Source organism: Streptomyces sp. 2114.4 (assembly GCF_900187385.1).
Taxonomy (GTDB): Bacteria; Actinomycetota; Actinomycetes; order Streptomycetales; family Streptomycetaceae; genus Streptomyces; species Streptomyces mooreae.
Genome location: NZ_FYEY01000001.1, coordinates 1,589,154 through 1,615,084, shown reverse-complemented (window position 1 = coordinate 1,615,084; position 25,931 = coordinate 1,589,154). Strand labels below are relative to the sequence as shown.

Here is a 25,931-nt window from a genome sequence, read left to right as displayed (position 1 = left end):
CCGCTGCCGTCAGCCGCCCTGTGCGGAGGGTGGACCGCTGCCGTCAGTCGTCCCGTACGAAGGGTGCACCGCTGCCGTCAGTCGCCCGCCAGCAGGGCGTCGGTGCACTGTTCCGCCAGGTCCTCGGCGTGCGGCGGCAGCGGGCAGCCGCCGTGCAGATGGCGGCGCACCAGCGACAGCGGGAGGTCGATGACGGCGAGCATCACCCGGTCCAGGCCCGCCCTGCCGTGCAGTCCCAGCGCCCCCGCGAGCGCTGCCATGGCCGCCCGCACCTGGATGTTCCCCTCCTCCGCACGGAGCAGATGCTCGTCGGACCAGTCGTCCCACCCGAAGTCGTGCTCCCCGTACAGGAGCAGCGCGGCCTGTGCCGGGTGGGTGCGGCTCCACGCCACGATGTGGCGGGCGGCCGCCCGGCCCCCCGCGCGCGGGTCCTTCGACGATTCAAGGGCCTCGAAGTAGCCCACCTGGAAGTCCTCTACGGTACGCAGCCACACCTCGGCGAGCAGTGCCGGGCGGCCGGCGAAGCGGTGGTAGAGCGAGCCGCTGGGTGCGCCGACGGCCGCCGCGACCGCGGACATGGTGACCCCCGACGGCCCGGACTCGGCTGCCAGCCGTACGGCGGCGTCGAGGAGCTGCGGGGTAGCGAAGCGGGACGGCCTGGCCATGTTCTAGAGGCTACTCTCCACTATGGGGGAGGGCATCCTCCGGAGCGGGGCGGGGCGGACGGCCCGGCGCGCGGCGACGCCGCCCCCGGGGCGAAGGGGGCGGCGTCGTTTCCAAGACGGCCGCGGTGCGGTCGTCAGCGCCGGCGTGGCCCTCAGCCGCGGTGCCGGGCAGCCTTGCGGCGGGTGGTGGCGAGCAGCGCCCCGGCGCCCATGGCCAGGACGGCGGCGCCGCCGATGGCCAGCGGGGCGGTGGAGCTGTCGCCACCGGTCTCCGCCAGCTGCTGCCCGCCGGCCGGCTTGCCGCCGCCCTGGGCCTGCGGGGCGTTGCCGCCGACCTGCGAACTGCCGCCCGGCGCGGGGGCATCGGCGTCCGCCGGAGTGCCGGCACCGGTGTGGGTGCCGGCACCGGTGTGGGCGCCGGAGCCGCTGCCTCCGTGGTCGTGCCCGCTCATGTCCATCGACGACTTGCCGGCGCCCGCCGCGAGCCGGCGGGCGGTCGGCGCCGAGGCGGTCGGCGCGGGCTTCGCCGCCGCCTGGCCGCTGTCCTTCCCGAAGACGACGTCCGAGCAGGTGTAGAACGCCTCGGCGCTGTCCGACCGCTGCCAGATGCTGTAGATGAGATGGCGCCCGGACCGGGCCGGCACCTTGCCGTTGAAGACGTACTCCCCGTTGGTCAGCTTCGGGTCGGTGACCTTCGCGAACGGCTTCGACTCCAGGTCGGACCACTTCAGCGGCTTGGCCGGGTGGTAGCTGCTCTTGGTGAGGTACAGCTCGAAGTACCCCTTGTGGGGCGCGGTGGCCTTGTAGCGGAAAGTGTGGCTGCCCGCCCGCATCCTGGAGGAGGGCCAGTCGGCACGGGGCAGGTCCAGGCCCTTGTACTCGGGGTTGTTGGCGCTGCACAGCTTGCCGTCGGGGATGCGCGATTTGGACCGGCCGCCTGCCTCGCCGTCCCGTACACCGTTCCAGTCGTAGAAGGCCTGGGTGCCGCCGGCCTGCACGGCCGCCTTGCACGCCGCGGACTTCGGGCTCTCGGGCCCCTCCGCGTAGCATGCCGACACCCGGCTGACCGGGTCCGTCATCGAACCGTGCGCGGCGGCCGGGCTCGCGGTGAGCACGGTGAGCGCGAGCGGGCCGATTCCGGCCAGTGCGATTCCGGTGGCCTTGCGACGAGCGGTCATCGTGGGGGTCTCCTTCATCCGTTGCATCGAGCGGGGTACGAGGCGGCACCATGGTGGGGGGCGGGACACGGGCCACGGCCTCTCCCCCGGAGAGCGGCGCCGGCGGCCCGCAGGGCCGCCTTACGAGAAGCACGCTAGCCCCGCTGAACAGCGGATTTGCCCCTGGAGAGCGGTTCCTGAGGATCTTTAGGGCGGGCTTAAGGAGCGGCTAAGCGGGGGCACAGGCAGGCGGGAGGAAACGGGCATCGCCCGTCCTCCCGGCTCCCCGGACCGCCGTCTCCCCGTTGCCCCGGCTCCCCGTCCTCACCGCCCCTCCGCGCTCGTGAAGTCCGCCTGGTCGTCGAGGTCTTCGAGGAGCGTGCCGAGGTCGGCCGGCGGGGCGGTCCCGGTGGTGGGGCCGAGCGGCAGTTCGGCCCAGATGATCTTCCCTTGGGCGGTGTAGCGGGTGCCCCACCGCTGGGCGTAGCGGGCGATGAGGAACAGCCCGCGGCCGCCCTCGTCGGTGGTCCGCGCATGGCGCAGGTGCGGGGTGGTGCTGCTGGCGTCCGAGACCTCGCAGATCAGTTCCCCCGCGCGGATCATCCGCAGGCCGATCGGCCCGGAGGCGTGCCGGATGGCATTGGTGACCAGTTCACTGACGATCAGCTCGGTGGAGAAGCCGAGTTCTTCCAGACCCCATTCGCGCAGCAGGCGGGCCGCGGTCCGGCGGGCCTCGCCGACCGCGGACGGGTCGGCGGGAATCTCCCACGTGGCCAGCCGGGTCCGGGGCAGGGCCCGGGTACGTGCCAGCAGCAGCGCCACATCGTCGACCGGCCGCCCGCCCGGCAGACCGCCGATCACCGTCTCGCAGAGGTCCTCCAGCGGAGCCTTGGGATCGGCCAGCGCCTGCCGCAGCCTGGTGATCCCTCCGTCGAGATCGAGGGCCTTCCCCAGCAGCAGCCCGTTGGTGTACAGGGCCAGCAGACTCCCTTCCCGCAACGGCAGTTCGACGGATTCGAAGGGCATGCCGCCCAGCCCGAGCGGCGGGCCGGTCGGCAGATCCAGCAGCTTGCCCGCGCCGTCGGGGCCGACGAGCAGCGGCGCGGGGTGGCCGGCGCGGGCCAGGGTGCAGCGGCAGCTGACGGGGTCGTAGACGGCGTACAGGCAGGTGGCTCCGATGACCCCGTCGTCGGCGTTCGCGTCGTGGGCGACCCGGTTGAGCATGTCGTCCAGATGCGCCAGCACCTCTTCCGGGGACAGGTCCAGGTCAGCGAGCGCCTGCACCGCGGCGCGCAGCCGCCCCATGGTGGCCGCGGCATGCATCCCGTGGCCGACCACATCACCGACCACCAGCGCGACCCGGGCCCCGGACAGCGGGATCACATCGAACCAGTCGCCGCCTACCCCGCTCAGTGAATCGGCCGGCAGATAGCGGTAGGCGGCCTCCACCGCGCACTGCTCGGGCAGCGCGTGCGGCAGCAGGCTGTGCTGGAGGGTGAGGGCCGCGGTGTGCTCGCGCGTGTACCGGCGGGCGTTGTCGATGGATATCGCGGCGCGGGCGACGAATTCCTCGGCGAGCACCAGGTCGTCGGACTGGAACGGCCCGGTGGCCTGCCAGCGGGCGAACGTGGCCGCTCCCAGGAAGACGCCCCGCGCCCGCAGCGGCACCACCATCAGCGAGTGGAAGCCCCCGGCCCGCAGCTGCGCCGCCCGGACCGGGTCCTCGTCCCACGGGTCGCCGTCGGCGGTATCCAGCGTTCGGAGCAGCGTGGAATCGCCCTTGGTGAGGCTCGCCACCACGGGCGCCGACGGGGGATAGGCGGCCGGCTCCCCGATGGCGACCACCGCCTCGGGGCAGCCCTCGTGGACGGACTGCGCTCCCGCCCGGCGCATGGTCAGCAGATCCGCCGCGTCCAGCGGGTCGGCCGCCTCCTCCCCGGAGAGCAGCGCATCGAGCAGATCGACGGTGACGAAGTCGGCGAGATCCGGCACCGCGGCATCGGCGAGTTCCTGTGCGGTTTGCCAGACGTCCAGCGAGCTGCCGATGCGTTCCCCTGCCTTGTTCAGCAGCGCCATCCGCTGACGGGCCCGGTAACCCTCCGTGACATCGAGGACCATGTAGCAGACGCCGAGCACCTGCCCCGCCTCGTCCTCCAGCCGGAAGAACGACGTGGAGTAGGCGTGCTCCCGCTCGGGATCGGACTGCGGGCGCCCCAGGTACTCGTAGCCGACCGAGGGGGTGCCGGTACGCAGCACCCGGCGCATCTCCGTCTCGATGGCCTCCACGGCCAGGCCCGGCTGCACCTCCGCCAGACGCTTGCCGAGCCGCTGCTCGCGGCTGGTACCGCCCATCTGCTCCAGGGCGTCGTTCAGCCAGACGAACTGCAGCTCGGCGTTGACCATGGCCACACCGATCGGCGACATGCCGAGAATGCCCTCCAGAAACGACCGGCTCGCCCCTGACCACGGCGTCCGGGCCATCTCGGCGGCAAGGACCAGACGCGAGAAACCGCTGTGGGCATCCATCACCGGCAGCACGCGGAACTCCAGGTCGAGCCGGTGCCCGTCCTTGTGGCGTACGGCCTCCAGCCCGCTCCAGCCGTCCGCCGACGCCAGCCGGCTCTCCCACCTGCTGTCCTGCTCCGAGCCGGCGCCCACCCCGGCGAAGAGGTCCGCCAGCGGCCGGCCGACGGCCTCGGACACCCGATAGCCGAGAAGCCGCTCGGCGCCCGCGGTCCAGCCCTGCGCCACCCCTGCGCGATCGGCCATCACCACGGCCGTCCGTGTGAGGTCGAAGACCCCGTCTCCGGAGAGACGGCTGCTCTGGGAAGCGCTCATCTGACCGGTCCAATGCCGGTCCCACCATGCGGCAGGCGCTCTGTCCGGGGCGGCGCCGCCGCATCCGACCGGCGCCTACAACGGTACTCCCTCACCCTGTCCGGGCGCTCTTCCCGGCGCCCGCCGCAGGGCGCCCCCGGCCCGGCCGGAACGCGTCCGCCCGGCGTTGTCAGTGGTCCCTGGCACCATCGGCTCATGTGTACCGAAGCGCCCGCCGACCCGGTTCCCCAGCCCTCCGCCGACCTCCCCAACCCCCCTGCCGACCAGGGGAAATCGACCTTGCCGACCGCCGACGCCGCCTACTGGGAAGAGGCCGCCGCCTCCTTCGACGACGAGCCCGACCACGGCCTTCGCGACCCCGCCGTCCGCTCCGCCTGGGCCGCCCGGCTGCGCTCCTGGCTCCCGTCCGCTCCCGCCGCCGTCCTCGACCTGGGATGCGGCACGGGAAGCCTGGCCCTGCTCGCCGCCGAGCAGGGCCACCAGGTCACGGGCGTCGACCGCTCCCCGCGCATGATCGCGCAGGCGCGCGGCAAGCTCACGGGCCACGACGCCGCGTTCCTGGTCGGGGAGGCCGCCGAACCACCCGTGGGGGAGCATCGGTTCGATGCCGTCCTGGTGCGCCATGTCCTGTGGGCGCTGCCCGATCCTCCGGCCGTCCTGCGCCACTGGGCCGGACTGCTCGCTCCCGGCGGGCGGCTGGTGCTGGTCGAGGGCCGCTGGGGCGAGGCCGAGCCGATCGGCATCCCGGCCGCCGAACTCGCCGCCCTGGTCGAGCCGTTGGCGGCCCACACCCACGTCGAGGACCTTTCGCACGACCCGGTGCTGTGGGGCAAGGAGGTGACCGACGAGCGGTATGCGCTGATCGCCGGGTTCCCGCCCGGCATACCGACGTGACCGGGCGGCGTGTCAGGGCGGGTCAGTCCGCCGCCCTTTCCCGCACATACCGCCACGCCGCGGCGAACGGCCGGTAGCCGAAGGCGCGGTTGACGGCGAGCATCGCCGTGTTGCCGGCGTCGTTGTGGGTGAAGGCCTCGGTGCATCCCGCGTCGCGGGCGCGGTGGAGGGAGAAGGCCTTGGCCAGCCCCGCCAGGCCCCGGCCTCGGAAGGCGCGGCGGGTGCCGGTCATCGCGGAGGAGTAGCGGGTGTCACCGTCCGTCGCGGCCAGGGCGAAGGAGGCGATCTCCCCGTCCACGGTCACCACCGAGGTCAGGTCAGGATCGAGATGGGGGTGTTCCCAGACATGCAGCAGCCAGTCCTCGTAGGCCATGGCGTCGAGGGTCACCTCGCCCGGTTCGTCGGCGCTGATCTCGGTATCCGCGGCGTACAGCAGGCGCGGGTCGGCCTCGAAGTCCGCGCCGGTGTGCAGCCGGACGCCGGAGGGCAGCGCGGAGGGGAGCGACGGCAGGCCGCCCGCCGTGAGGTCGAGGCGCAGGTAGTGGGCCGGGCGGGCACGGCGGTAGCCGTGGCGCTGCGCGAAGGCCGCTGTGCCGGGCTCGTCGGTCGCCCAGACGAAGATCCGGTCGGCACCGGCCGCGAAGAGGTGGTCCTCGGCCGAGGTCAGCAGGGCATGGCCGACACCCCGGCCGCGGTGCCCGGGATGGACCTGAAGGGACACCGCGGCCTGGCCGGGGACCTCGGCGTCGTGCAGCACCCCTGCCTGGACCGCGCCGACGATCCTGCCGTCCCGTTGCGCGACGCTCAGTCGCAGGCGCTGCGCCGCGGGGGCGGCGGAGACCTCCCAGGCGATGCCCCGCGGGGTGGCGAGCCGGTAGGGCAGGACGGCCCGCCGCAGGTCGGCGACGGCCTTGGCATCGGCGGGGCGGTAGTCGCGCACGGTAACGGTAAGTGTCATGACGGCGGACGGTACGCGCCGGTGCGCCGTTGTGCCGCCTCTTTTTCCGCGCCCTCGATGGCTCTCCCGAGCGGCGCGGTCCCGGCCGATGCCGCTCCGGATCGGTGCCACCCCCGATCCGTGTCATCCCTCCGAGGAGTGCCACCTTCCCGCACGCCCCGCACTCCTGACGCACAATGGATGCGACAAAACCGCGCACCGACGGACGGGTGCGAGCACGGCACGTGTCCCGGGGCCGAGACCCCCGGGGGCGGGCCGCCACGTATCCGCCCGCCCCACCCACCGCACCAGGAGCGCCACCGTGTCCCCGCAGACCTTGACCCTCACCATCGATCCGGCGGCGGCCGCCGCGCCGTTCGAGCAGGTACGCACCCAGATCGCGGACCAGGCCAGGGACGGCGGCCTCCCGGTCGGCTACAAACTCCCCACCGTCCGCGGCCTGGCCGAAGAACTCGGCCTGGCCGCCAACACCGTCGCCAAGGCCTACCGCGCCCTGGAGACCGACGGGGTGATCGAGACCCGGGGCCGCAACGGCAGCTTCATCGCGGCGGCCGGGGAGGCCGCGGACAAGGAAGCCGCCGCGGCCGCCGAGAGTTACGCCCACCGCGCCCGGCGCCTCGGCCTGGACCACCGTGCCGCCCTCGCCGCCGTCGAGAACGCCCTGCGCGCCGCCTACCCCGACGCCTGAGCCGCAGCCACCACGGCCCACGCCCCACGCCTCACGCCCCACGCCCGAAAGGATCCGCATGCCCAGCAAGCACGCGCTCGTCCGCCGTCCAGGACCCCGCCTCGCCGAGGGTCTGGTCACCCACATCGAACGGCATCCGGTCGACCCCGTGCTCGCCCTGCGCCAGTGGGAGGCCTATGTCCAGGTGCTGCGCGACCACGGCTGGCACACCGTCGAGGCCGACCCCGCCGACGACTGCCCCGATGCGGTCTTCGTCGAGGACGCCGTGGTGATGTTCCGCAACGTGGCGCTGCTCGCCCGCCCCGGCGCCGGGGTCCGCCGGGCCGAGGTGCCCGGCGCCCGCGCGGCCGTGGAGGCGCTCGGCTGCTCGGTCAACGAGATCCGGGAGCCCGGCACCCTCGACGGCGGTGATGTCCTGAAGGTCGGCGACACCCTCTACGTCGGCCGCGGCGGCCGCACCAACGCCGAGGGCATACGTCAACTCCGCGCCGTCTTCGAACCGTTGGGCGCCCGCGTGATCGCCGTGCCGGTGAGCCGGGTGCTGCACCTCAAATCCGCGGTGACCGCCCTCCCGGACGGCACCGTCATCGGCCATCCGCCCCTGGTGGACGACCCCGCCGCGTTCACCCGCTTCCTGCCCGTCCCTGAGGAATCCGGCTCCCATGTCGTACTGCTCGGCGGCGGCACCCTGCTGATGGCCGCCTCCGCACCCAGGAGCGCGGAACTCTTCACCGACCTGGGGTACCAGCCGGCCGTCGTCGACATCAGCGAGTTCGAGAAGCTGGAGGGCTGCGTGACCTGCCTGTCCGTACGGCTGCGCGAGCTGTATGCCTGACGGAGCGTCACTCCGGGCCGCTCGTGTGCCTGCCCGGGCCGCACCCCCGGCCGTGCCTATCGTGGCGCCATGAGCAACCTCGACCTCAGACCCGCGCCCCGTCCGTGCGGCGGCAACGGCCGTACGGGCCCGGTCCGCGACGTCCAGCCCGGCAAGCAGGTGCCGCTCGGCGAGAGCACCGTCGTCCGCAGACTGCTGCCGAACCTCGGCCGGCGGATGGTCGGCGCCTGGTGCTTCGTCGACCACTACGGTCCCGACGACATCGCCGGTGAGCCCGGGATGCAGGTGCCGCCGCATCCGCACATGGGCCTGCAGACGGTCAGCTGGTTGCGCGAGGGCGAGGTGCTGCACCGCGACAGCCTCGGCAGCCTGCAGACCGTACGGCCGGGCGAGCTGGGCCTGATGACCTCGGGCCGGGCCATTGCTCACTCCGAGGAGTCACCCTCCGGCCATGGCCGCATCCTGCACGGCGCCCAGCTGTGGGTGGCGCTGCCCGGTGGACACCGCGACACCGCACCGGCCTTCGAGCACCACACCGAGCTGCCGGTGATCACCGGCGGTGGCGGACTGTCCGCCACCGTCGTCCTGGGCGAGCTGGCCGGCGCCACCTCACCCGGCACCACCTACTCCCCGCTGGCCGGCGCCGACCTCGCGCTCGCCGCCGGCACGGACGCCCGGCTGCCGGTCGAGCCCGATTTCGAATACGCGGCGCTGGCCATCTCCGGCGAGAGCGAGGTCGACGGGGTGCGCCTCGCCCCCGGCGCCCTCCTCTACCTCGGCTGCGGACGGAGCGAACTGCCCTTGCGCGCCGACGCCGACAGCAGCCTGATGCTGCTCGGCGGCGAGCCGTTCGAGGAGCAGATCCTCATGTGGTGGAACTTCGTGGGGCGTTCGCAGCAGGACATCGAGGAGGCCCGCGACGCCTGGATGTCGGGCTCCCGCTTCGGCGAGGTGCACGGCTACGACGGGGAGCGGCTGCCGGCCCCCGACCTCCCGGGGGTGCCCATGAAACCGCGGGGGCGGGCGCACTGACGGGGCGGGCGGCACAGCGTCAGAGGTTCACAGGTACAGCCCCGCATCGGCACCCGAGTCCTGCGACGGGACCGAAGCGGGCCGGGTGCCGCGCCGCAGTGCGTACAGTTCGGCGAGCGAGGCGCCCGCGCGTCCGATGCCCTGCTCCGTGCCGAGCCAGCTCACGGCCTCCGGGCGGGTCAGCGGCCCGACCTCGATCCGGGCCAGACAGCGTCCGGGGCGGATCACCGCCGGATGCATCCGTTCCAGATCCTCGTTGGTGGTCACCCCGACCAGGACGTTACGGCCCTGCCCCAGCAGTCCGTCCGTCAGATTGAGCAGCCGCGACAGCGCCTGGCCCGCGGCGTGCTTGGCCTCGCTGCGGATCAGCTCGTCGCAGTCCTCCAGGAGCAGCAGCCGCCAGCGGCCCTTGCCGGTGCTGTCGTCCTCGCCGATCGCGATGTCCATCAGATAGCCGACGTCGTGGAACAGCCGCTCCGGGTCCAGGACGCAGTCCACCTGGCACCAGTCGCGCCAGGAGCGGGCGAGCGTGCGCAGCGCGGAGGTCTTGCCCGTACCGGGCGGGCCGTGCAGCAACAGCAGCCGTCCGGCGATCTCCTCGGGCGCCACCTTCATCAGCCGGTCCATGGCCTCGGCCACCGGCGCGGTGTAGTTGGGCCGGATCTCCTCCCAGGTGCCGGCCGAGATCTGCCGGGACGTGCGGTGCGGTCCGCGGCGCGGCGAGAAGTACCAGAAGCCCATGGCCACGTTCTCCGGCTGTGGCTCCGGTTCGTCCTGCGCACCGTCGGTGGCGGCTCCCAGCACCTTCTCGGCCAGCTCGTCGGTGACGGCGGTGACCGTCACATCGGCGCCGCGGTTCCAGCGGGAGACCAGCAGGGTGAAACCGTCGCCCTCGGCGAGCGTGGCGCTGCGGTCCTCGTCCTTCGCCGAGCGCAGGACCCGTGCGCCCGGCGGCAGCAGCGTCAGGCCGGACTTCACCCGGTCCAGGGACCGGCCGCGGGCGTACGGCTGTTCTCCCTTCGCGAATCGCCCCAGGAAAAGCGCGTCGACGACATCGGCGGGCGCATCGCTGTCGTCCATGGTCAGCCGGAGCGGAAGGGAATCCTCGGTGGCGGACGGCTGGACGTGATCGGCACACATGCCGCCATGATCTGTCACAGCCGTCCGCCGCGTACACGGATTATCCCGGCGTTTTCCCCGCACCAGAACAGAACTGTTACCCAGAAACCCGGGCGTAGTGGGTGGTTCGCCGGCTGGTGTGCCGCGGCGCCGGGCCGCCCTCGGACGGCGCAATGGCGCCGGCGCGGGCCGGCCGTCCGGAGACTGGGGGGACGTGCCGCGAGGCGAGGTGACCGCCGGAAGGAGCCGTGCCCGTGGAGCCGCCGAGCGGAATCGCCCTGACGGTGATCATGGTGTGCCTGACCGTGGCCACCGGGGTGCTCGACGCCGTCAGCTTTCTGTCGCTCGGTCAGGTCTTCACCGCCACCCAGACCGGCAATCTGCTCTTCCTCGGGTTCGGTATCGCCGGTCAGGGCGGACTGCCGGTCCTGGCGACGGTGGTGTCGCTCGGCGCCTTCGCCCTGGGCGCGGCGCTCGGGGCGCGGTGGGAATCGGCGCTGGCCGTGCGGCGGCGCCAGTGGTTCCCGGTCGCGCTGGTCACGGAGGCCACGCTGCTGGCCGGGGCCGCGGCGGCCGCATGGGAGTGGGGGCCGGTCCGGGGCCTGCCGCCGGGCCGGCGCCTGGTGGTCGTCGGGCTGATGGCGGTGGCGATGGGCATGCGCAATGTCACCGCCATACGGACCGCCGCCCCCGACTTCACGACGACGGTGGAGACCCGGGCGATGACGGCCCTGGTCAGCGGGTCACCCCTGGGGCACGACAAGCGCCTGGGGTACGGCAGCCATGCGGCGGGCCGCCGGCTGGTCTCGGTCTCCGCGATGTTCGCCGGGGGCCTGCTCGGCGCCGGACTGCTCGGTCTGGGGACACGTCCGACGCTGGTGATCCTGCTGGTGGCCGTCGTCATCGCGGCCACCGCCTTCCTCGTCCCCGGCCTCGCCGGCCGGCTGGGCCCCGCCGAGGAATGACCGGCCTCCCGCACACCGGCCCGGAGAGGCGGACGGGACCGGCGGAGGAGCGGCCCCGGCGAGGAGAAGCCCCGGCGAGGAGGAAGGCCCGTGCCCCCGTAGGCAGGGGGCCGTGACGGGAGGGCGGAGGGCGAACATCCCCACGTATCGGGATATTTGCCGTGAACTGCCGACGAATTTTGGCATGGACACTTCCGGCTACCCGTGAGTTTTGCTACCACGAAAGTGGCAGAGACCCTGCTAAGGGAGGTTTCATGAGACTGTCCCGATGTGCGGCCTTGACATCCGCCTTCTTCGTCACCATGACGCTCGCGCTCACCGGCGCGAGCGCCGCCGTATCGGCTCAACTCCCCACCGCCACGGGCTATGTGGCCCTCGGCGACTCCTACTCCTCCGGTGTGGGGGCCGGCAGCTACGACAGTGCCAGCGGCTCCTGCAAGCGCAGCAGCAAGGCCTACCCGGCCCTGTGGGCCGCCGCGCACTCCCCCTCCTCCTTCCAGTTCACCGCCTGTTCCGGCGCCCGAACGGGTGACGTTCTCGGCGGCCAGCTCACCCCGCTCAACAGCTCCACCGGCCTGGTCAGCATCACCATCGGCGGCAACGACGCGGGATTCGCCGACACCATGACGACCTGTGCACTCCAGGGCGAGAGCGCCTGCCTGTCCCGGGTGGCGCAGGCCAGGACCTACATCGACACCACCCTGCCCGGTCAGCTCGACGGGGTGTACAGCGCCATCTCCCGGAAGGCCCCGGCCGCGCATGTGGTGGTCGTGGGCTACCCCCGCTTCTACAAGCTCGGCGGAAGCTGTATCGCCGGCCTCTCCGAGAAGTCCCGTGCCGCGATCAACGCGGCCGCCGACGACATCAACGGCGTGACCGCCAAGCGGGCCGCCGACCACGGCTTCACCTTCGCCGATGTCAACGCCACCTTTTCCGGCCATGAGCTGTGCTCCGGCAGCGCTTGGCTGCACAGCGTGACCCTCCCCGTGCTGGAGTCCTACCACCCCACCGCCACCGGGCAGTCCGGCGGCTATCTGCCGGTGTTCGCCTCCGCTGCGTAATCACCCGCTCGCCGGTCGCCGGGGAGAGGCAGTGAGATTCCGGTCTCTCCCCGTGCACCCTGGCGCCCCGTCAGGCGCCCCGCGCGCCCCCGGCGGCAGCCCGATGACGCTCAACTCGCCCTGGCCCATGCGGCGTACGTGACATTCCGTATGGTGTTCGTCAACGTCAAGGCGAGGCAGGTGAATCCGTTGACCGGTCTGCACGCGTGTCCTCCGAGAGAGATAGGGTTACCCTGCCCGGGCCGGGTGCCCTCGTAGGGTGGGGAGAGTCATGGAACAGATAACAGTGCGTAGCAGGGCGCGAGTCCCTGCCATCAATTGCGGGAGCGGTGCGTCCAGTGCACGTCTCGACCGCCATTTCGCGGTGCTGGGTGGTCCCGCCATTCCGCAGCGCGAGGTGGAGGGCGCGACCTCGCTGATGCAGGAGCTCACCGCACGCGATCATTCGCGTGCGAGGAACAGCCGCGGCGCCAGGGTGTCGTTGTTCGCGCCGCTGCGCAGGCTGCGGCGCTCGCTGTTCGGGGGTCACGGCTGATCCGCTGCTGAAGCGGCATCTCGGGCGATCACACCGTCCCGGCGCGGCACCGCGGTCCGATCGCTCGTCAGACTCAGGGCGCCGGCAGCTCGTCGGTGTGCTCGCCGGGGCGGGAACCCTTGCCCCGACGATGCCGTGAGGCACCCGCTCGATTGCTCCGGCCCCGTCCCCACCCGGCCGGCACAGCACTCCCCACCACCCGTTGCCCGGCAGCGGGTGGTTTTGTGTGCCTACGGGGCCTCCGGGGCCCTTCGCGCGGCCGGACTCACAGCAGCGCGAACTGCCCTTCCGGGCCCTCCTCGTGGTGATCGAGCACCGAGGCCGGGCGGTGCGCGGAGATTGGCGCCGGGAGGATGCCGGCTGCCCGCAGTTCGCCGGCTGTCACCAGCGGACCGCCGTCCTCCGCGGATCGCCGCAACTCCTCACACCGCGGCTGCAGTTCGGACAGCAGCGCCAGTACGGTGATCAGCTCCAGCAGCTCCGAGGTCCACTCCTGCGGCCAGCCGGCGGGGCGCAGCGCCGCCAGCGAGCCGGCCTCGGGCGCGTCCGTACCCGCCGCGGCCGTGACGGTGCGCTCGGCCAGCCACGCTTCCAGGACGCGTACGCCGCCCGCGTGGAAGTCCCAGGCGCCCGGCGGCACCGGTGAGATCCGGCCGCCGCCGAGCAGCAGCGCCTCCTGGGCCGGGTCGTAGGCGACCTCCTGCGGCAGTCCGCGGGCGGGGAGCGCGGAGCGCACGTACGGGCGCCGGCCGCCCGGCATCCGGGGCCGCTCGCCGCCGCGCGCGCCGTCCGCCCCGGGTGCGTAGGCGCCCCGGGTGGCGAGCCAGAGCAGGCGCTCGCCGAGGGCGACGCCGCGGTCCCAGAGCTCCGGGTCGGCGGTGAGCGGCACCGTGCAGCCGTCGGGGGAGTGCCGGGCGCTCGCGACGAGCCAGGCCAGCAGGTCCGTCGGCGCCACCGGGCGGTCCAGGCGGCGGCCGAGCAGGGTGAGCAGGCCAGGGGCGAGATTGGGCTCGTGTCCGCCGGGACGCCGGTAGAACGGGCGGATCCGTCCGGGGCGGCCGGCCGGGGAACGCCCGTCGGGCAGCAGCGCGGAGCACACCACCGCGGGGCCGGGCACCTGCGGCACCGGCCCCCACTCGACCACGAACAGCTGCCGTTCGTCCGCCACCCGCCACAACTCCGGCCGGGCGCCGTCGATCAGCCGGTGATCGGGCAGCAGCCACTGCTGGTCGAACGGGCCGTGCGTCACCCGTACCGGCTCGGGGCACGGGCCGCCCGCACGGTACAGCCGCTCGGTCGCCGTGGCCTGGCCCGGCAGCTGGCCGACGGCGGAGTGCAGGGTCCGGGCCCGGGACGGCCGGAACAGCCGTTCGCGGGCCGCCGCGTCCTCGGCGTCCACCAGCGCCGCCCAACGGGCCCGCAGCGTGGCCGGGTCCGGCGCCAGCACCCAGGAGCGGCCGAGCCGCAGCGGCGCCACGGACCAGGGCATGAGATCGGACAGCCGTGGCGCGTCCTGCTTCGCCGTCACGCGGAGCCCCTCCCGGACCGTTCGGTTGACCCCGGCATGGTATCCACCGGGCCGGCCGCGACATCGAATCCGCAGGCCACCTCCACCGCCGGGGCGGCCGGGAAGGCGGTCTTCCGCTTGCTGATCTTGGCGGAGTACGGTCCTCGCCGTACGCCCGACCACGCGGTGCGGACCTGGCTCCGTCCTGCGCGCCGGGACCTGCTCAGGGGAGGACCGCCATGACGGACACCACCTCTCCCACGCCTGAACGGCGCGGGGGGACCCCCACCGGCACCCGGGCCGCCGCACGGCTGGACCGGCTGCCGCCGTCCCGGTGGCACCGCCGGATCACCCTCGTCGTCGGCATCGGGGCCTTCTTCGACCTCTACGAGATCTTCCTCGGCGGAGTGCTGGCCACGGCCCTCGCCGAACAGTGGCACCTCGGGCCCACTGCGAAGTCCTGGGTGATCGCCGCCGGCTTCCTCGGGATGTTCGTCGGCGCGAATGTGCTCTCGGTGCTCGCCGACCGCTTCGGGCGGCGCCGGATGTTCCTGATCAACCTGGCGGCGTACTCGGTCTTCTCGCTGCTGTGCGCCTGTGCCCCCGACCTGTCCTGGTTCCTCGCGCTGCGCTTCCTGGCCGGTCTGGGGCTGGGCGCCGAACTCGTGCTGGCCGACACCTATCTCGCGGAGTTCCTGCCCCGGGCGGTACGCGGCCGCTATATCGCCCATGCGTACACCTTCGGGTTCCTCGGCGTTCCGGTGGCCGCGCTGCTCGGCGCCCGGCTGGTGGCCGCCCATCAGCCGCTGGGCGTCGAGGGCTGGCGCTGGCTGCTGGTCGCCGGAGCGCTGGGCGCCGGGTTCCTCCAGGTAATGCGCCGCCAACTCCCGGAATCCCCGCGGTGGTTGGTGGTGCAGGGGCGCGGCGAGGAAGCCGAACGGATCGTGGCCGGGCTGGAGGAGCGGGTGGCCCGGGAGAGCGGCGGCAGCCTGCCGTCGGTGCCGGAGGCGGAGACCGTACCGGAGCGGAAGGTGCCGCTGGCCGAGATGTTCCGGGGCGACCAGCGGCGGCGCACCGTCATGTGGTGGATCTTCCAGGTGCTGCAGACGGTCGGCTACTACGGCTTCGGGTCGCTGGCACCGGTGGTACTCACCGCGAAGGGCCACACCGTCACCGAGTCGCTGCTGTACGCGGCGCTGAGCTTCTGCGGCTATCCGGTCGGGTCCGCGCTGTCCGTCCCGCTCATCGACCGGATCGAACGCCGTACGCTGATCATCGCCTCGGCACTGGGTATCGTCGGCTGCGGTCTGGCCTTCGGTTTCGCCACCGCCTCCTGGGCCGTCGTCACCTTCGGCTTCCTGCTGACGGTGTGCAGCAATGTCTTCTCCAACGCCTTCCACGTCTACCAGACCGAGATCTTCCCGACCGCCCTGCGCAGCAGCGCGATCGGCATCGCCTACTCCCTGTCCCGGCTCACGTCGGTCGTGCTGCCGTTCGTGGCACTGAGCGTGCTGAACGACCTGGGCCCGGCCGCGGTATTCACCGGCTCGGCCGGGCTGATGCTGCTGCTGTGCGTGGACGTGGCGTTGCTGGGGCCGCGGAGTACCGGGCGGAGCCTGGAACGGATTTGAGCTCCTCCGGTTTTGGCTGCCCCGCCGGTTCGCTGCGCTTTGCCTTGGCCCGTTTTTGGCTTTCCCGTCGTTGCGCGTGCGCGTGCGCCTGGCGGCGGGCCGTGCCGCTGCGCGGGGCGGGTCCGCTGCGCGGGGCGGGTCCGCTGCGCGGGGCTGTCGGGGTGCGGTGACGGGCCTCCGCGGGTGGGGGTGTCCGGACTGCTTCGCTTTACGTCCGGACACCCCCACCCGCTCCGACCCGTCCCCTCCCGTGGAGGGGTGGGAAAAGTCAGGTGGGAGTGCAGGTAGGTGGTCCGGTGCACGTGTCACTCACAGTGAAGTGAACTGGCTACGAACTTCGCGCGCCCCCACTCACCGTCACTCACTCCCCCACGGGAGGGGACGGGCCGGAGGGGCGGGGGTGTGGGACGTAAAGCGAAGCAGTCCCACACCCCTGCCCCGGAGGTCCGTCACCGCACCCACAGCCCCGCGCAGCGGACCCGGCCCGCCGCCAGGCGAAAGCAAGAGAAACCCCCACGGCGGGAAAGCCAAAAACGTGGGCAGCGGCTACGCCTCAAGCGTCACCGTGAAAGAGAACCTGTCGCCCCGGTAATGAATCCGGGCGACATCAACCACGTCGCCATCCTCACCGTAGGTGACCCCCGTGTAGTGCAGGATCGGGCTGAGCAGCGGAACCTGCAGCAGGCGGGCGGTCTCGGGGTCGGCCAGGCGGGCCTCGACGCTGTCGGTGATCCGGCTGATCCGGACGCCCACCCCGTCCCGCAGCACCTTCGTCATCGGCCAGCGCAGCAGATCCGCCGGATCGATCCGCTCGGCGACCTCGGGGCGTACGTAGTTGTGTGCGTGATTGGTCGGCTCGCCGGTCTCCTCGTCGCTGCGCAGCCGGCGGAATCCGGCCACCTCCGCCATGTCCGGGAAATACTCGGACAGTTCGGGCGGGACCGCGGTGGGTCCGTGCTCCAGCAGTTCGGTGCTCATCCCGGACTGCTGGGCCACGATCGTGTCCACCGAGCCCAGCAGCCGCACCGGCGCACCGCGCCGGGCGCTCGGCTCGATGAAGGTGCCACGGCGCCGGTGCCGGCTGATCAGGCCCTCCGCCTCCAGCTCCTTGAGGGCCTGGCGCATGGTCAGCACGCTCACGCCGTAGTGTGCGGCGAGCGCGTCCTCGGTGGGCAGCCGCAGCGGCGCCTCGGGCGAGCGGCCGAGTATGGAGGCGCGCAACGACTGCGAGACCTGGTACCACAGCGGCAGCTTGCGGTTCAGGGCGAGCGAGTCGGGAGCGAAGGTGGTCACGAGGCGTTCCCCGGTGTCACGGGCGGAAATGACGTTGCAGACCCTGCCATACGTCGTCGTAGCCGCGCTGCAGATGGCCGGCGTCCCGGGCCTGTTCGGTCAGCGTCAGCGGCCAGCGGGTCTCGAACATGAAGGCCAGTCCGTCGTCGATCTTCTGCGGCCGCAGCTCGGCGGCGCTCGCCCGGTCGAAGGTCTCCCGGTCGGGCCCGTGCGCCGACATCATGTTGTGCAGTGAGCCCCCGCCCGGAACGAAGCCCTCCGCTTTGGCGTCGTAGGCGCCTTCGATCAGCCCCATGTACTCGGTCATCACATTGCGGTGGAAGTACGGCGGCCGGAAGGTGTCCTCGCCGACCAGCCAGCGCGGCGCGAAGGCCACGAAGTCGACGCCCGCCAGCCCCGGGGTGTCGGAGGGCGCGGTGAGCACGGTGAAGATCGACGGGTCGGGGTGGTCGTAGCTGATCGAGCCGATGACATTGAAGCGGCGCAGGTCGTAGACGTAGGGGACGTGGTTGCCGTGCCAGGCGACGACGTCCAGCGGTGAATGGTCGTAGGTGGCCGTCCAGAGGTGGCCGCAGAACTTGTTCACGACCTCGACGGGGCCCTCGACGTCCTCGTAGGCGGCGACCGGGGCGCGGAAGTCGCGGGCGTTGGCCAGCCCGTTGGCGCCGATCGGGCCCAGATCGGGGAGCTGGAAGGGGCGGCCGTAGTTCTCGCAGACGTAGCCGCGGGCGGCCGGGCTCTGCCCGCCGTCGGGTGCGGTGTCCAGCAGCTCGACGCGGAAGCGGATGCCGCGCGGGATCAACGCCACCTCGCCCGGTTCGGCGTGCAGCAGGCCGAGTTCGGTGCGCAGCAGCAGCCCGCCGCGTTCCGGCACGATCAGCAGCTCGCCGTCCGCGTTGCCGAACACCCGCCGTTCCATGGAGGTGTTGGCGCTGTAGAGGTGGACGGCCATGCCCGTGCGCTGGGTGGCGTCGCCGTTGCCGCCCAGCGTCCACAGCCCGTCCAGGAAGTCGGTCGGGCCGGCGGGCGCGGGCAGCGGGTTCCAGCGCAGCCGGTTGGGGTCGGGGGTGCAGTCGGTGAACGGCGCCGAGCGGACGCCGCGCTGCCCGGCCCGGACGAACGGCGGATGCGCGGCGGACGGGCGGATGCGGTAGAGCCAGGAGCGGTGGTTGTGGCCGCGCGGTTCGGTGAAAGCGGACCCGCTGAGCTGTTCGGCATACAGGCCGAGCGGTGCGCGCTGGGGGGAGTTGCGGCCCACCGGCAGCGCGCCGGGGACGGCCTCCGAGCTGTGCTCGTTGCCGAAGCCGGTGCTGTACGCCAGCCCTTCGGCCGTCTTCCTCGCCTGCTCGTTGCCCGTGCCTGCCATCGCGTGCTCCCGCCGCTCAAGGAATCCTATGCAAGACCTTAGGATTGCTGTCGGGGGGCGTCAACGGAGGCTCCCGGCCGCGTCGGCCGGATCGCGCCGGTCGGTCGGATGCCGGGGCGGCCGGACGGGGCCGGTTCGCTGCGGTCAGCAGGTGGCCGGCTCCGGTGGGCCGGATCGCGGCGATGGCGCTCACGCCCGTCGGGGCGGCGGGCAGGATGGACGGGTGCAGCAGCCGACCCCTCGCCCCGGCCCCCCGCCCGCCTCCCTGCGCCGTGCACCCGTCCAGCAGCGCAGCGCCCAGCGGCTGGCCAGAATCCTCGATGCGTGTGCCGAAGTCCTGGACGAGACCGGATACGACGAGCTGAGCACCCGGGCCGTGGCCGGCCGCGCGGGCGTCCCGATCGGCTCCGTCTACCGCTTCTTCCCCAACAAGCGCGCCATGGCCAAGGCCCTGGCCCGGCGCAATCTCGACGCCTACGCGGACCGCATCACCGCCCGGCTGACCGCCCCGGCCGGCCGGCCGCTCCAGTGGCGCCACGCGATGGACGTGGTGGTCGACGAATACCTCGCCATGAAGCGGACGATGCCGGGCTTCGCCCTGGTGGAGTTCACCGTCCCCGCCCCGCACGCCTCCCGGCAGGCCAATGACGAGGTCGCCGACCGGTTGCGCGCCCTCCTCGCCGGCCCGCTCGGCCTGGACACCGCCGACGAGCGGCTGCGCACCGCCTTCCTGGTCGCTGTCGAGACGGCCGACGCGCTGCTCCAGCTCGCCTTCCGCACGGACCCGGCCGGCGACCCCGCCATCGTCACGGAGACCAAGGAACTGCTCCGGGCCTACCTGGCGCGCTATCTGGACGCGGCGGTCTCGGGGGACGGGGAGACGGCGGAGGGGAAGACGGTGGAGGTGTGAGGGGTCGGCCGGGCTCCGGCGGTGCCGCGTCCCGGCGCTCCGGTCGGCGGCAGGTTGCCGGTTGTGCGCACGCCCGTCCGGTGAGATCCGTATTGACCTGGGGTTTTGCTCGTATTGCTCGCGTGTCAAGACCTTGTTAACAAAAGTTAAGGGGACCTACCGTCGCCTGAACTGCCACCCCCCGGCAGCTGTTCAAGGGCGAACGTGAGGTACCCCTAATGCTGACAATCCTCGGATTCGTCATGATCGCCGCCTTCCTGGCGCTGATCATGATGAAGAAGATGTCACCGATGGCCGCGCTGGTGCTCATCCCCGCGCTGTTCTGCGTCCTGGTCGGACAGGGCGCGCACCTGGGCGACTACGTCCTCAAGGGCATCGGCGACCTGGCCCCCACGGCCGCGATGCTGATGTTCGCCATCATCTACTTCGGGGTGATGATCGACGTCGGGCTCTTCGACCCGGTCGTCCGCGGCATCCTGAGGTTCTGCAAGGCCGACCCGGTGCGGGTGGTGCTCGGCACGGCCCTGCTCGCCGCGATCGTCTCGCTCGACGGCGACGGCTCCACCACCTTCATGATCACCGTCTCGGCGCTCTACCCGCTCTACAAGCGGCTGAAGATGAGCCTCGTCGTCATGACCGGTGTCGCCGCCACCGCCAACGGCGTGATGAACACCCTCCCCTGGGGCGGACCGACCGCCCGCGCCGCCACCGCTCTCAAGCTCGACGCCGGCGACATCTTCGTCCCGATGATCCCGGCCCTGGCCGTCGGCCTGGTCGCGGTGTTCGCCCTCGCGTACGTCCTCGGCCGGCGCGAGCGCAAGCGGCTCGGCACGCTGACCCTCGGCGACACCCGGCTGGTGGCCGGGGCCGCGGACGAGCGGGAGAGCGCGAAGGAGACCGAGCAGGTGCTGGTCGGCGCGGGTGCCGGCGGCGCGGGGGGCGCCGGTGGCACGGCGACCGCCGGCGGCGGTGCGCAGCGGGGCACCGGCGGCGCGGGCACCGGCTCCGCCAGCCAGGCCGACGCCGATGCCGACAGCGACAGCGACAGCCACAGCGACGGTGGCACCCGCACCGACACCGACGAAGGCCTCCAGGTCCTGGACCCGCAGCGGGCCACCCTGCGCCCCAAGCTCTACTGGTTCAACGCCGCGCTCACCGTCGCGCTGCTCACCCTGCTGATCCTGCAGGCCCTGCCGATCCCGGTCCTCTTCCTCCTCGGCGCGGCCCTCGCCCTGACCGTCAACTTCCCGCACATGAAGGACCAGAAGGCCCGCGTCGCCGCGCACGCCGAGAACGTGCTCAATGTGTCCGGAATGGTCTTCGCCGCCGCCGTCTTCACCGGTGTGCTCACCGGCACGGGCATGGTCGAGCACATGGCCCGCTGGCTGGTCAGCGGCATCCCCGACGCGCTCGGCCCGCACATGGGCATCGTCACCGGCGTCCTCAGCATCCCGCTGACCTACTTCATGTCCAACGACGGTTTCTACTTCGGTATCGTGCCGATCCTCGCCGAGGCCGGCGCCGCCCACGGCGTGGCCCCCATCGAGATCGCCCGTGCCTCCCTCGTGGGACAGGCCCTGCACATGTCCAGCCCGCTGGTCCCCGCCGTCTACGTCCTCGTCGGCATGGCCAAGGTCGAGTTCGGTGACCACACCAAGTTCACCGTCAAGTGGGCCGCGCTGACCTCCCTGGTGGTCCTGGGCGCCGGTGTGCTCTTCGGCATCCTCTAGAAGACCGGCACCCACAACGGCGCCGGCACCGTCACCGGCAGCGCGAGGCCCGGCAGGAGCTGGCTGCTGCGCCTGGTCGTCACCTTCTCCTTCGCCCAAGGAGCGGTGAGCATGGCCAGGCCTGCCGTCTCCTACCGGGCCCTCGCGCTGGGGGTTGGGGTCTCCCCTGCTCGAACGTAGTTGAGAGCTTGGGGAAGAGCGGGCCATCGGCGTGATCACTGCCGTCTACGCCCTGCTCCCGCTGCTCGTCGCCGTCCCGCTCGGCCGTCGTACCGACCACGGCCGCTGTGCTCCACTGCTGGTCGTCGGGGTGGCGCTGATCAGTGGGGGGCTGTGCGCTCAGCGGTCTGGCCGGTTCGCTGCCCGTGATGGCCGCCTGGAGCGGGGTGATGGGGCTGGGGCACCTCTGCTTCGTCATCGGTGCCCAGTCGATCGTCGCCCGCCGCAGCGCGCCTGCTGCTCAGCCTGCGGGCCGCGGCCACCATCGCCTGCCGGCTGGTGATGACGCCGATGATCCGGTGGCTGGGGCGCACCGCGCTGATGGCCGGCAGCTGTGCGCTGGCCGGTCTGCTGTGCATGGGCCTGGTGCTGCCGGTTCCGGTGGCGGCACTGGCGGCGATGCTCCTCGCGCTCGGCTTCTGTCTCGGCGTCGGCCAGCCGCTGTCGATGACGACGGTCGTCCAGGCCGCTCCCGACCGGGCCCGCAGCACGGCACTGGCGCTCCGCCTGACCGGCAACCGGCTCGGCCAGGTCGCCGCCCCCGCCGGCCTGCTGGCCGGACTCGCGGGCACCGCGGCGCCTTTCGTCCTGCTCGGGGCGCTGCTGCTGGCCTCGGGCGCGATGGCGGCGCGTACGGGCGGGGGTGCGGGGTGGCGAAACCGCACCCGGCGCGGGCGGGGTGCCCGCTTCGGGTACCGACGAGGCCGGGCCGGGGCGGGTGGGCAAGGGCACCGGTGCTCCGCCCGCCCGTCCCAAGGGGCCGTGAGCGGACCGGCGGCAGGATGCATCGGCGTCATCGAGGGAAGGCGCAAGCCGTCCGCCGAGGGGGAGGGCGGGGGCGCCTTCGGGGGCGAAGTGGTCAGACCGGGTTCGACCGCCACAAGAACGCGGAGCGTTCCTGGTTCAGCCGCCGCAGCCCTCGATGTCGTCAGCGCATCCGTCCACATCGCCCGGAGCGACGGTGTTCAGGCGCCACAGGACCAGGCCGGGGACGCTCCGGACCGTTTCGACGCGGGCTGTGAAGGGGGCACCCGGCGGGATGTTGAACTGATCGGCCTCACGGTCCCCGCAGCCGATGCCATAGGCCTGTTCCCTGCTGCCGCGTGTCAGGGTCAGGGTGAGTTCGTCAACGCCCGCTGCGTCACAGGTGATGTCGAGGCGGTACCACCGCTTCCCCGGTGCCTGGAACGTCTTGTTCACTCCGCTCGCGAGATGCGCGGACCCGGCCTCGGCGCGTTCCGGGCGGCTGCCGTCGTCGTCATAAGCGTCCAAAGCCCGTTCCGCGCGTTGCAAGGCATCGTCGGGTTCCCATGGCCTGCCGCGGTCCGGTGCGGAAGTCCTCGGCTCTTCCGCTGTCGCCGGGGCCTTTGCCGAAGCGGTGGCCTGACCCGGGCTCTCTTTCTCCGCGCCGTCGGCGCAGCCGGAAAGGAGGAAGGCCAGGGCGGCGCCGAGCGGGACGAGGTGGCGCAGACGGTGCAGACGCATGTGAACCTCAGGTATCGGGTGTTGGCCGAGGGCGGGAGCCGTTGACGGGCCCAGCCCTCAGTGCGAGATGCCCGATGGTGACCCCATTCGGCATGTTTCCGCAATGCGGAATGCTCGCCTTCGGATGGGCGAGGGGAGCCACTGCCGGCCGCCGGCAGCCGGCAGGCGGTCGAACGGTGCGTCGGCGTGTTGGTCCAGACTCCCGGACCGCGGACAGACTGCGAGGTCGCGACCGATCAGGTCGGTCCCTCGTGGTCACCCCCAGCGGGTGCCGGGCTCCCTGGCAGCGCAAAACTACCGACGCTAGTTTAGGGCGGACCAGTAGCCGGCCCGGGAGGACACGACGTGAAGCAGCACGACGCGATGTACATCGACGGAAGCTGGCGGCCCGCCGAGGGCAGCGGCACGATCGAGGTCGTCAACCCGGCCGACGGGCAGGTCTTCGCCACCGTCCCGGCCGGCTCGGCGCAGGACGTGGACGCCGCGGTCCGCGCCGCCCGCGCCGCGCTGCCGGGCTGGGCCGCCACCCCGCCCGCCGAGCGCGCGGCCCGCCTGGCCGCGCTGCGCGACCAACTCGCCGCGCGTGCCGAGGAGATCGCCGAGACCGTCACCGCCGAGCTCGGCTCGCCGCTCGCGTTCAGCACGATGGTGCACGCCGGGGTGCCGGTCGCGGTCTGCGGCTCGTACGCCGAACTGGCCGGTACCTACTCCTTCGAGGAGAAGATCGGCAACTCCACCGTGCTGCACGAACCGGTGGGGGTGGTGGGCGCGATCACGCCCTGGAACTACCCCCTGCACCAGGTCGTCGCCAAGGTCGCCCCGGCGCTCGCGGCCGGCTGCACGGTGGTGCTCAAACCCGCCGAGGACACCCCGCTGGTCGCCCAGCTCTTCGCCGAGTGCGTCGACGCGGCCCGGATACCCGCCGGTGTCTTCAACCTCGTCACCGGACTCGGCCCGGTCGCCGGACAGGCACTCGCCGAGCACGAGGGGGTCGACCTGGTCTCCTTCACCGGCTCGACGGCCGTCGGCAAGCGGATCGGTGCCCTCGCGGGCGCCGCCGTCAAGCGGGTGGCGCTGGAACTGGGCGGCAAGTCCGCCAATGTCATCCTGCCCAGCGCCGACCTGCCCAAGGCGGTCGCGGTCGGCGTCGCCAATGTCATGGCCAACTCCGGCCAGACCTGCAGCGCCTGGACCCGGATGCTGGTCCACAAGGACCAGTATGCGGAGGCCGTGGAGCTGGCGACCGCGGCGGCCGCCAAGTACGTCCCGGGGGAGCGGGTCGGCCCGCTGGTCAGCGCCAGGCAGCGGGACCGGGTGCGCGGCTACATCGAGCAGGGCATCGCCGAGGGCGCACGGGTCGTGGCGGGCGGACCGCAGGTACCCGCCGGGACGGGCTTCTACGTCACGCCGACCGTCTTCGCCGATGTCACCCCGGAGATGACCATCGCCCAGGAGGAGATCTTCGGCCCGGTCCTGGCGATCCTGAAGTACGAGGACGAGGACGACGCCGCCCGGATCGCCAATGACACCGTCTACGGGCTGGCCGGCGCGGTCTGGGCGGGCGACGACGCCGAGGCGGTCGCCTTCGCCCGCCGCCTGGACACCGGTCAGGTCGATATCAACGGTGGCCGGTTCAACCCCCTTGCCCCCTTTGGCGGCTACAAGCAGTCCGGCATCGGCCGCGAGCTGGGCCCGCACGGTCTGACCGAGTATCTGCAGACCAAGTCGCTGCAGTTCTGATCGGGGGGGCGGGCGTGCTGCGGGGCGCGGCCCGGCGGGGCAGTGCCCGGCCGGTGCCACATCCCGCCGCGCCGCTCGCCCTTCCTCGCCGGCCCCGCCACCCTCACCACCCCGTCACCCTCACCACCCCGCCAGTCCCGCCCTTCGCACTCCGCCCTCCGCCCTCCGCACCGAGGAGACTCCTTCCATGGTCCGCGCCGCCGTACTGTCCGCCGTCAACGCCCCGTTGCAGGTCACCGAGATCGACCTGCCCGAGCCCGGCCCCGGCCAGGTCCGTATCCGGCTCGCCGCCGCCGGTGTCTGCCACTCCGACCTGTCCCTGTCCAACGGCACCCTGCGCCAGCCGGCCCCGGCCGTCCTCGGTCACGAAGGCGCGGGCACGGTCACCGCGGTGGGCCCTGAGGTGACCACGGTGGCCCCCGGCGACCAGGTCGTCCTCAACTGGGCGCCGTCCTGCGGCGACTGCCACTTCTGCGGGCTGGCCGAGCCGTGGCTGTGCGCCCGCTCCGGCCATGCCGCGGACGCTCCGTACGCCACCCTCGCCGCCGACGCCACCGACCTCTACCCCGGCCTCGGCACCGCCGCGTTCGCCGAGGAGACCGTGGTGCCCGCGCGGGCCGCGCTGCCGCTGCCCGACGGGGTGCCGCTCGCCGACGCGGCGCTGCTGGGCTGCGCGGTGCTCACCGGCTGGGGCGCCGTGCACCACAACGCCCGGGTACGGGCCGGGGAGTCGGTCGCGGTCTTCGGCGTCGGCGGGGTGGGCCTGGCCACGCTGCAGGCCGCGCGGATCGCCGGCGCGGGCCCGATCGTGGCCGTGGACGTCTCCCCGGAGAAGGAGGAGCTGGCCCGCGCCGCGGGTGCCACCGAGTTCGTGGTGGCGGGCGACGACACCGCCAAGCGCATCCGCAAGCTCACCTCAGGCGTGGGCGCCGATGTCGCCGTGGAGTGTGTGGGCCGCGCCGACACCATCCGTACGGCCTGGTCGTCGACCCGCCGCGGCGGCCGCACGACGGTCGTCGGCATCGGCGGACAGGACCAGCAGGTGGCCTTCTCCGCCCTGGAGCTCTTCTACTTCGGCCGGACCCTCTCCGGCTGCGTCTACGGCAACAGCGACCCCGCCCGAGACCTCCCCGTCATCGCCGGCCACGTCCGCTCCGGCGCCCTCGACCTGTCCGCGCTGGTCACCGAGCGGATCGGCCTGGACGACATCCCGGCCGCCTTCGACGCGATGCTGGCGGGCAGGGGCGGACGGGCGCTGGTGGTCTTCTAGGCGGCGGGCACGGGCCGGGCGGGGCCGGGCTGC

21 protein-coding genes and 1 pseudogene are annotated in these 25,931 nt (G+C 72.7%); 13 read left to right on the top strand and 9 right to left on the bottom strand.

The window, feature by feature from the left end; translation table 11 throughout:
• Nucleotides 1-77: 77 nt before the first annotated feature.
• The 3 genes from CFW40_RS07035 to CFW40_RS07025 form a co-directional block, all read right to left on the bottom strand.
• The gene (locus CFW40_RS07035; protein WP_088796975.1) at nucleotides 78-665 is read right to left on the bottom strand and encodes a TetR/AcrR family transcriptional regulator; all 588 of its coding nucleotides are present in this window, start codon (nucleotides 663-665) and stop codon (nucleotides 78-80) included.
• A 152-nt stretch (nucleotides 666-817) separates the two neighbouring features.
• Complete coding sequence (locus CFW40_RS07030) at nucleotides 818-1,843, bottom strand: lytic polysaccharide monooxygenase (RefSeq protein ID WP_088796974.1); 1,026 nt, start codon at nucleotides 1,841-1,843, stop codon at nucleotides 818-820.
• 303 nt (nucleotides 1,844-2,146) lie between these two features.
• Nucleotides 2,147-4,660, bottom strand: a complete 2,514-nt coding sequence (locus CFW40_RS07025) for a SpoIIE family protein phosphatase (RefSeq protein ID WP_088796973.1) — start codon at nucleotides 4,658-4,660, stop codon at nucleotides 2,147-2,149.
• 195 nt (nucleotides 4,661-4,855) lie between these two features.
• On the opposite strand from CFW40_RS07025, the gene CFW40_RS07020 reads away from it, so the two are divergent.
• Entirely contained in the window at nucleotides 4,856-5,554 is a 699-nt protein-coding gene (locus CFW40_RS07020) for a bifunctional 2-polyprenyl-6-hydroxyphenol methylase/3-demethylubiquinol 3-O-methyltransferase UbiG (RefSeq protein ID WP_088796972.1), read from the top strand.
• 22 nt (nucleotides 5,555-5,576) lie between these two features.
• Here the strand turns inward: CFW40_RS07020 and CFW40_RS07015 are convergent, their stop codons facing one another.
• Nucleotides 5,577-6,512, bottom strand: a complete 936-nt coding sequence (locus CFW40_RS07015; RefSeq protein WP_088796971.1) for a GNAT family N-acetyltransferase — start codon at nucleotides 6,510-6,512, stop codon at nucleotides 5,577-5,579.
• Between the two features lie 301 nt (nucleotides 6,513-6,813).
• Between CFW40_RS07015 and CFW40_RS07010 the strand changes: the two genes are divergently transcribed.
• From CFW40_RS07010 to CFW40_RS07000, 3 genes are all read left to right on the top strand, one after another.
• Nucleotides 6,814-7,200, top strand: coding sequence for a GntR family transcriptional regulator (locus CFW40_RS07010; RefSeq protein ID WP_088796970.1), 387 nt, complete (start codon nucleotides 6,814-6,816; stop codon nucleotides 7,198-7,200).
• A 58-nt stretch (nucleotides 7,201-7,258) separates the two neighbouring features.
• A complete protein-coding gene (gene ddaH, locus CFW40_RS07005) occupies nucleotides 7,259-8,035 on the top strand; it encodes a dimethylargininase (RefSeq protein ID WP_088796969.1) in 777 nt (258 codons plus the stop codon).
• Nucleotides 8,036-8,104: 69 nt separating this feature from the next.
• Entirely contained in the window at nucleotides 8,105-9,067 is a 963-nt protein-coding gene (locus CFW40_RS07000; protein ID WP_088796968.1) for a pirin family protein, read from the top strand.
• Between the two features lie 27 nt (nucleotides 9,068-9,094).
• Here the strand turns inward: CFW40_RS07000 and CFW40_RS06995 are convergent, their stop codons facing one another.
• Nucleotides 9,095-10,207, bottom strand: a complete 1,113-nt coding sequence (locus CFW40_RS06995; protein WP_088796967.1) for a DUF5925 domain-containing protein — start codon at nucleotides 10,205-10,207, stop codon at nucleotides 9,095-9,097.
• Nucleotides 10,208-10,440: 233 nt separating this feature from the next.
• On the opposite strand from CFW40_RS06995, the gene CFW40_RS06990 reads away from it, so the two are divergent.
• From CFW40_RS06990 to CFW40_RS06980, 3 genes are all read left to right on the top strand, one after another.
• The gene (locus CFW40_RS06990; RefSeq protein ID WP_088796966.1) at nucleotides 10,441-11,151 is read left to right on the top strand and encodes a YoaK family protein; all 711 of its coding nucleotides are present in this window, start codon (nucleotides 10,441-10,443) and stop codon (nucleotides 11,149-11,151) included.
• Between the two features lie 254 nt (nucleotides 11,152-11,405).
• The gene (locus CFW40_RS06985) at nucleotides 11,406-12,212 is read left to right on the top strand and encodes an SGNH/GDSL hydrolase family protein (protein WP_088796965.1); all 807 of its coding nucleotides are present in this window, start codon (nucleotides 11,406-11,408) and stop codon (nucleotides 12,210-12,212) included.
• A 271-nt stretch (nucleotides 12,213-12,483) separates the two neighbouring features.
• Nucleotides 12,484-12,747, top strand: a complete 264-nt coding sequence (locus tag CFW40_RS06980) for a hypothetical protein (protein WP_088796964.1) — start codon at nucleotides 12,484-12,486, stop codon at nucleotides 12,745-12,747.
• Between the two features lie 265 nt (nucleotides 12,748-13,012).
• On the opposite strand, the gene CFW40_RS06975 is transcribed toward CFW40_RS06980, so the two are convergent.
• Nucleotides 13,013-14,275 carry a type ISP restriction/modification enzyme gene (locus CFW40_RS06975; protein WP_088796963.1) on the bottom strand — a complete coding sequence of 421 codons (1,263 nt, stop codon included), beginning with the start codon at nucleotides 14,273-14,275 and terminating at the stop codon, nucleotides 13,013-13,015.
• 218 nt (nucleotides 14,276-14,493) lie between these two features.
• On the opposite strand from CFW40_RS06975, the gene CFW40_RS06970 reads away from it, so the two are divergent.
• Nucleotides 14,494-15,885: an MFS transporter gene (locus CFW40_RS06970; protein WP_088796962.1), complete on the top strand. Its 1,392-nt coding sequence runs from the start codon at nucleotides 14,494-14,496 to the stop codon at nucleotides 15,883-15,885.
• A gap of 546 nt (nucleotides 15,886-16,431) precedes the next feature.
• On the opposite strand, the gene CFW40_RS06965 is transcribed toward CFW40_RS06970, so the two are convergent.
• Both CFW40_RS06965 and hmgA read right to left on the bottom strand, forming a co-directional pair.
• A complete protein-coding gene (locus CFW40_RS06965) occupies nucleotides 16,432-17,178 on the bottom strand; it encodes a GntR family transcriptional regulator (protein ID WP_088796961.1) in 747 nt (248 codons plus the stop codon).
• A 16-nt stretch (nucleotides 17,179-17,194) separates the two neighbouring features.
• Nucleotides 17,195-18,544 (bottom strand): homogentisate 1,2-dioxygenase, encoded by a 1,350-nt coding sequence (gene hmgA, locus CFW40_RS06960; protein WP_088796960.1) that lies wholly within the window; start codon nucleotides 18,542-18,544, stop codon nucleotides 17,195-17,197.
• Nucleotides 18,545-18,767: 223 nt separating this feature from the next.
• On the opposite strand from hmgA, the gene CFW40_RS06955 reads away from it, so the two are divergent.
• The 3 genes and pseudogenes from CFW40_RS06955 to CFW40_RS06945 form a co-directional block, all read left to right on the top strand.
• Complete coding sequence (locus CFW40_RS06955; RefSeq protein WP_088796959.1) at nucleotides 18,768-19,454, top strand: TetR/AcrR family transcriptional regulator; 687 nt, start codon at nucleotides 18,768-18,770, stop codon at nucleotides 19,452-19,454.
• 218 nt (nucleotides 19,455-19,672) lie between these two features.
• Nucleotides 19,673-21,184, top strand: coding sequence for a CitMHS family transporter (locus CFW40_RS06950; protein ID WP_088796958.1), 1,512 nt, complete (start codon nucleotides 19,673-19,675; stop codon nucleotides 21,182-21,184).
• 111 nt (nucleotides 21,185-21,295) lie between these two features.
• Nucleotides 21,296-22,054: pseudogene (locus tag CFW40_RS06945) on the top strand (MFS transporter); the annotation flags it as partial.
• A 252-nt stretch (nucleotides 22,055-22,306) separates the two neighbouring features.
• Here CFW40_RS06945 and CFW40_RS06940 read toward each other — a convergent pair.
• Nucleotides 22,307-22,888 carry a hypothetical protein gene (locus tag CFW40_RS06940; RefSeq protein WP_088796957.1) on the bottom strand — a complete coding sequence of 194 codons (582 nt, stop codon included), beginning with the start codon at nucleotides 22,886-22,888 and terminating at the stop codon, nucleotides 22,307-22,309.
• A 345-nt stretch (nucleotides 22,889-23,233) separates the two neighbouring features.
• On the opposite strand from CFW40_RS06940, the gene CFW40_RS06935 reads away from it, so the two are divergent.
• Together CFW40_RS06935 and CFW40_RS06930 are read left to right on the top strand one after the other, a co-directional pair.
• Nucleotides 23,234-24,628 (top strand): aldehyde dehydrogenase family protein, encoded by a 1,395-nt coding sequence (locus tag CFW40_RS06935; protein WP_088796956.1) that lies wholly within the window; start codon nucleotides 23,234-23,236, stop codon nucleotides 24,626-24,628.
• A 187-nt stretch (nucleotides 24,629-24,815) separates the two neighbouring features.
• Nucleotides 24,816-25,898 carry a Zn-dependent alcohol dehydrogenase gene (locus CFW40_RS06930; RefSeq protein WP_088796955.1) on the top strand — a complete coding sequence of 361 codons (1,083 nt, stop codon included), beginning with the start codon at nucleotides 24,816-24,818 and terminating at the stop codon, nucleotides 25,896-25,898.
• Nucleotides 25,899-25,931: the final 33 nt, after the last annotated feature.

Bases quoted from the DNA above. Each gene is read 5' to 3' on its own strand.
- CFW40_RS07030 (WP_088796974.1), bottom strand. From the start codon at position 1,843: ATGACCGCTCGTCGCAAGGCCACCGGAATCGCACTGGCCGGAATCGGC.
- CFW40_RS07020 (WP_088796972.1), top strand. From the start codon at position 4,856: ATGTGTACCGAAGCGCCCGCCGACCCGGTTCCCCAGCCCTCCGCCGAC.
- CFW40_RS07015 (WP_088796971.1), bottom strand. From the start codon at position 6,512: ATGACACTTACCGTTACCGTGCGCGACTACCGCCCCGCCGATGCCAAG.
- CFW40_RS07025 (WP_088796973.1), bottom strand. From the start codon at position 4,660: ATGAGCGCTTCCCAGAGCAGCCGTCTCTCCGGAGACGGGGTCTTCGAC.
- CFW40_RS06940 (WP_088796957.1), bottom strand. From the start codon at position 22,888: ATGCGTCTGCACCGTCTGCGCCACCTCGTCCCGCTCGGCGCCGCCCTG.
- CFW40_RS07000 (WP_088796968.1), top strand. From the start codon at position 8,105: ATGAGCAACCTCGACCTCAGACCCGCGCCCCGTCCGTGCGGCGGCAAC.
- CFW40_RS06970 (WP_088796962.1), top strand. From the start codon at position 14,494: ATGACGGACACCACCTCTCCCACGCCTGAACGGCGCGGGGGGACCCCC.
- CFW40_RS06950 (WP_088796958.1), top strand. From the start codon at position 19,673: ATGCTGACAATCCTCGGATTCGTCATGATCGCCGCCTTCCTGGCGCTG.
- CFW40_RS07035 (WP_088796975.1), bottom strand. From the start codon at position 665: ATGGCCAGGCCGTCCCGCTTCGCTACCCCGCAGCTCCTCGACGCCGCC.
- ddaH (WP_088796969.1), top strand. From the start codon at position 7,259: ATGCCCAGCAAGCACGCGCTCGTCCGCCGTCCAGGACCCCGCCTCGCC.
- CFW40_RS06985 (WP_088796965.1), top strand. From the start codon at position 11,406: ATGAGACTGTCCCGATGTGCGGCCTTGACATCCGCCTTCTTCGTCACC.
- CFW40_RS06980 (WP_088796964.1), top strand. From the start codon at position 12,484: ATGGAACAGATAACAGTGCGTAGCAGGGCGCGAGTCCCTGCCATCAAT.
- CFW40_RS06930 (WP_088796955.1), top strand. From the start codon at position 24,816: ATGGTCCGCGCCGCCGTACTGTCCGCCGTCAACGCCCCGTTGCAGGTC.
- hmgA (WP_088796960.1), bottom strand. From the start codon at position 18,544: ATGGCAGGCACGGGCAACGAGCAGGCGAGGAAGACGGCCGAAGGGCTG.
- CFW40_RS06995 (WP_088796967.1), bottom strand. From the start codon at position 10,207: ATGTGTGCCGATCACGTCCAGCCGTCCGCCACCGAGGATTCCCTTCCG.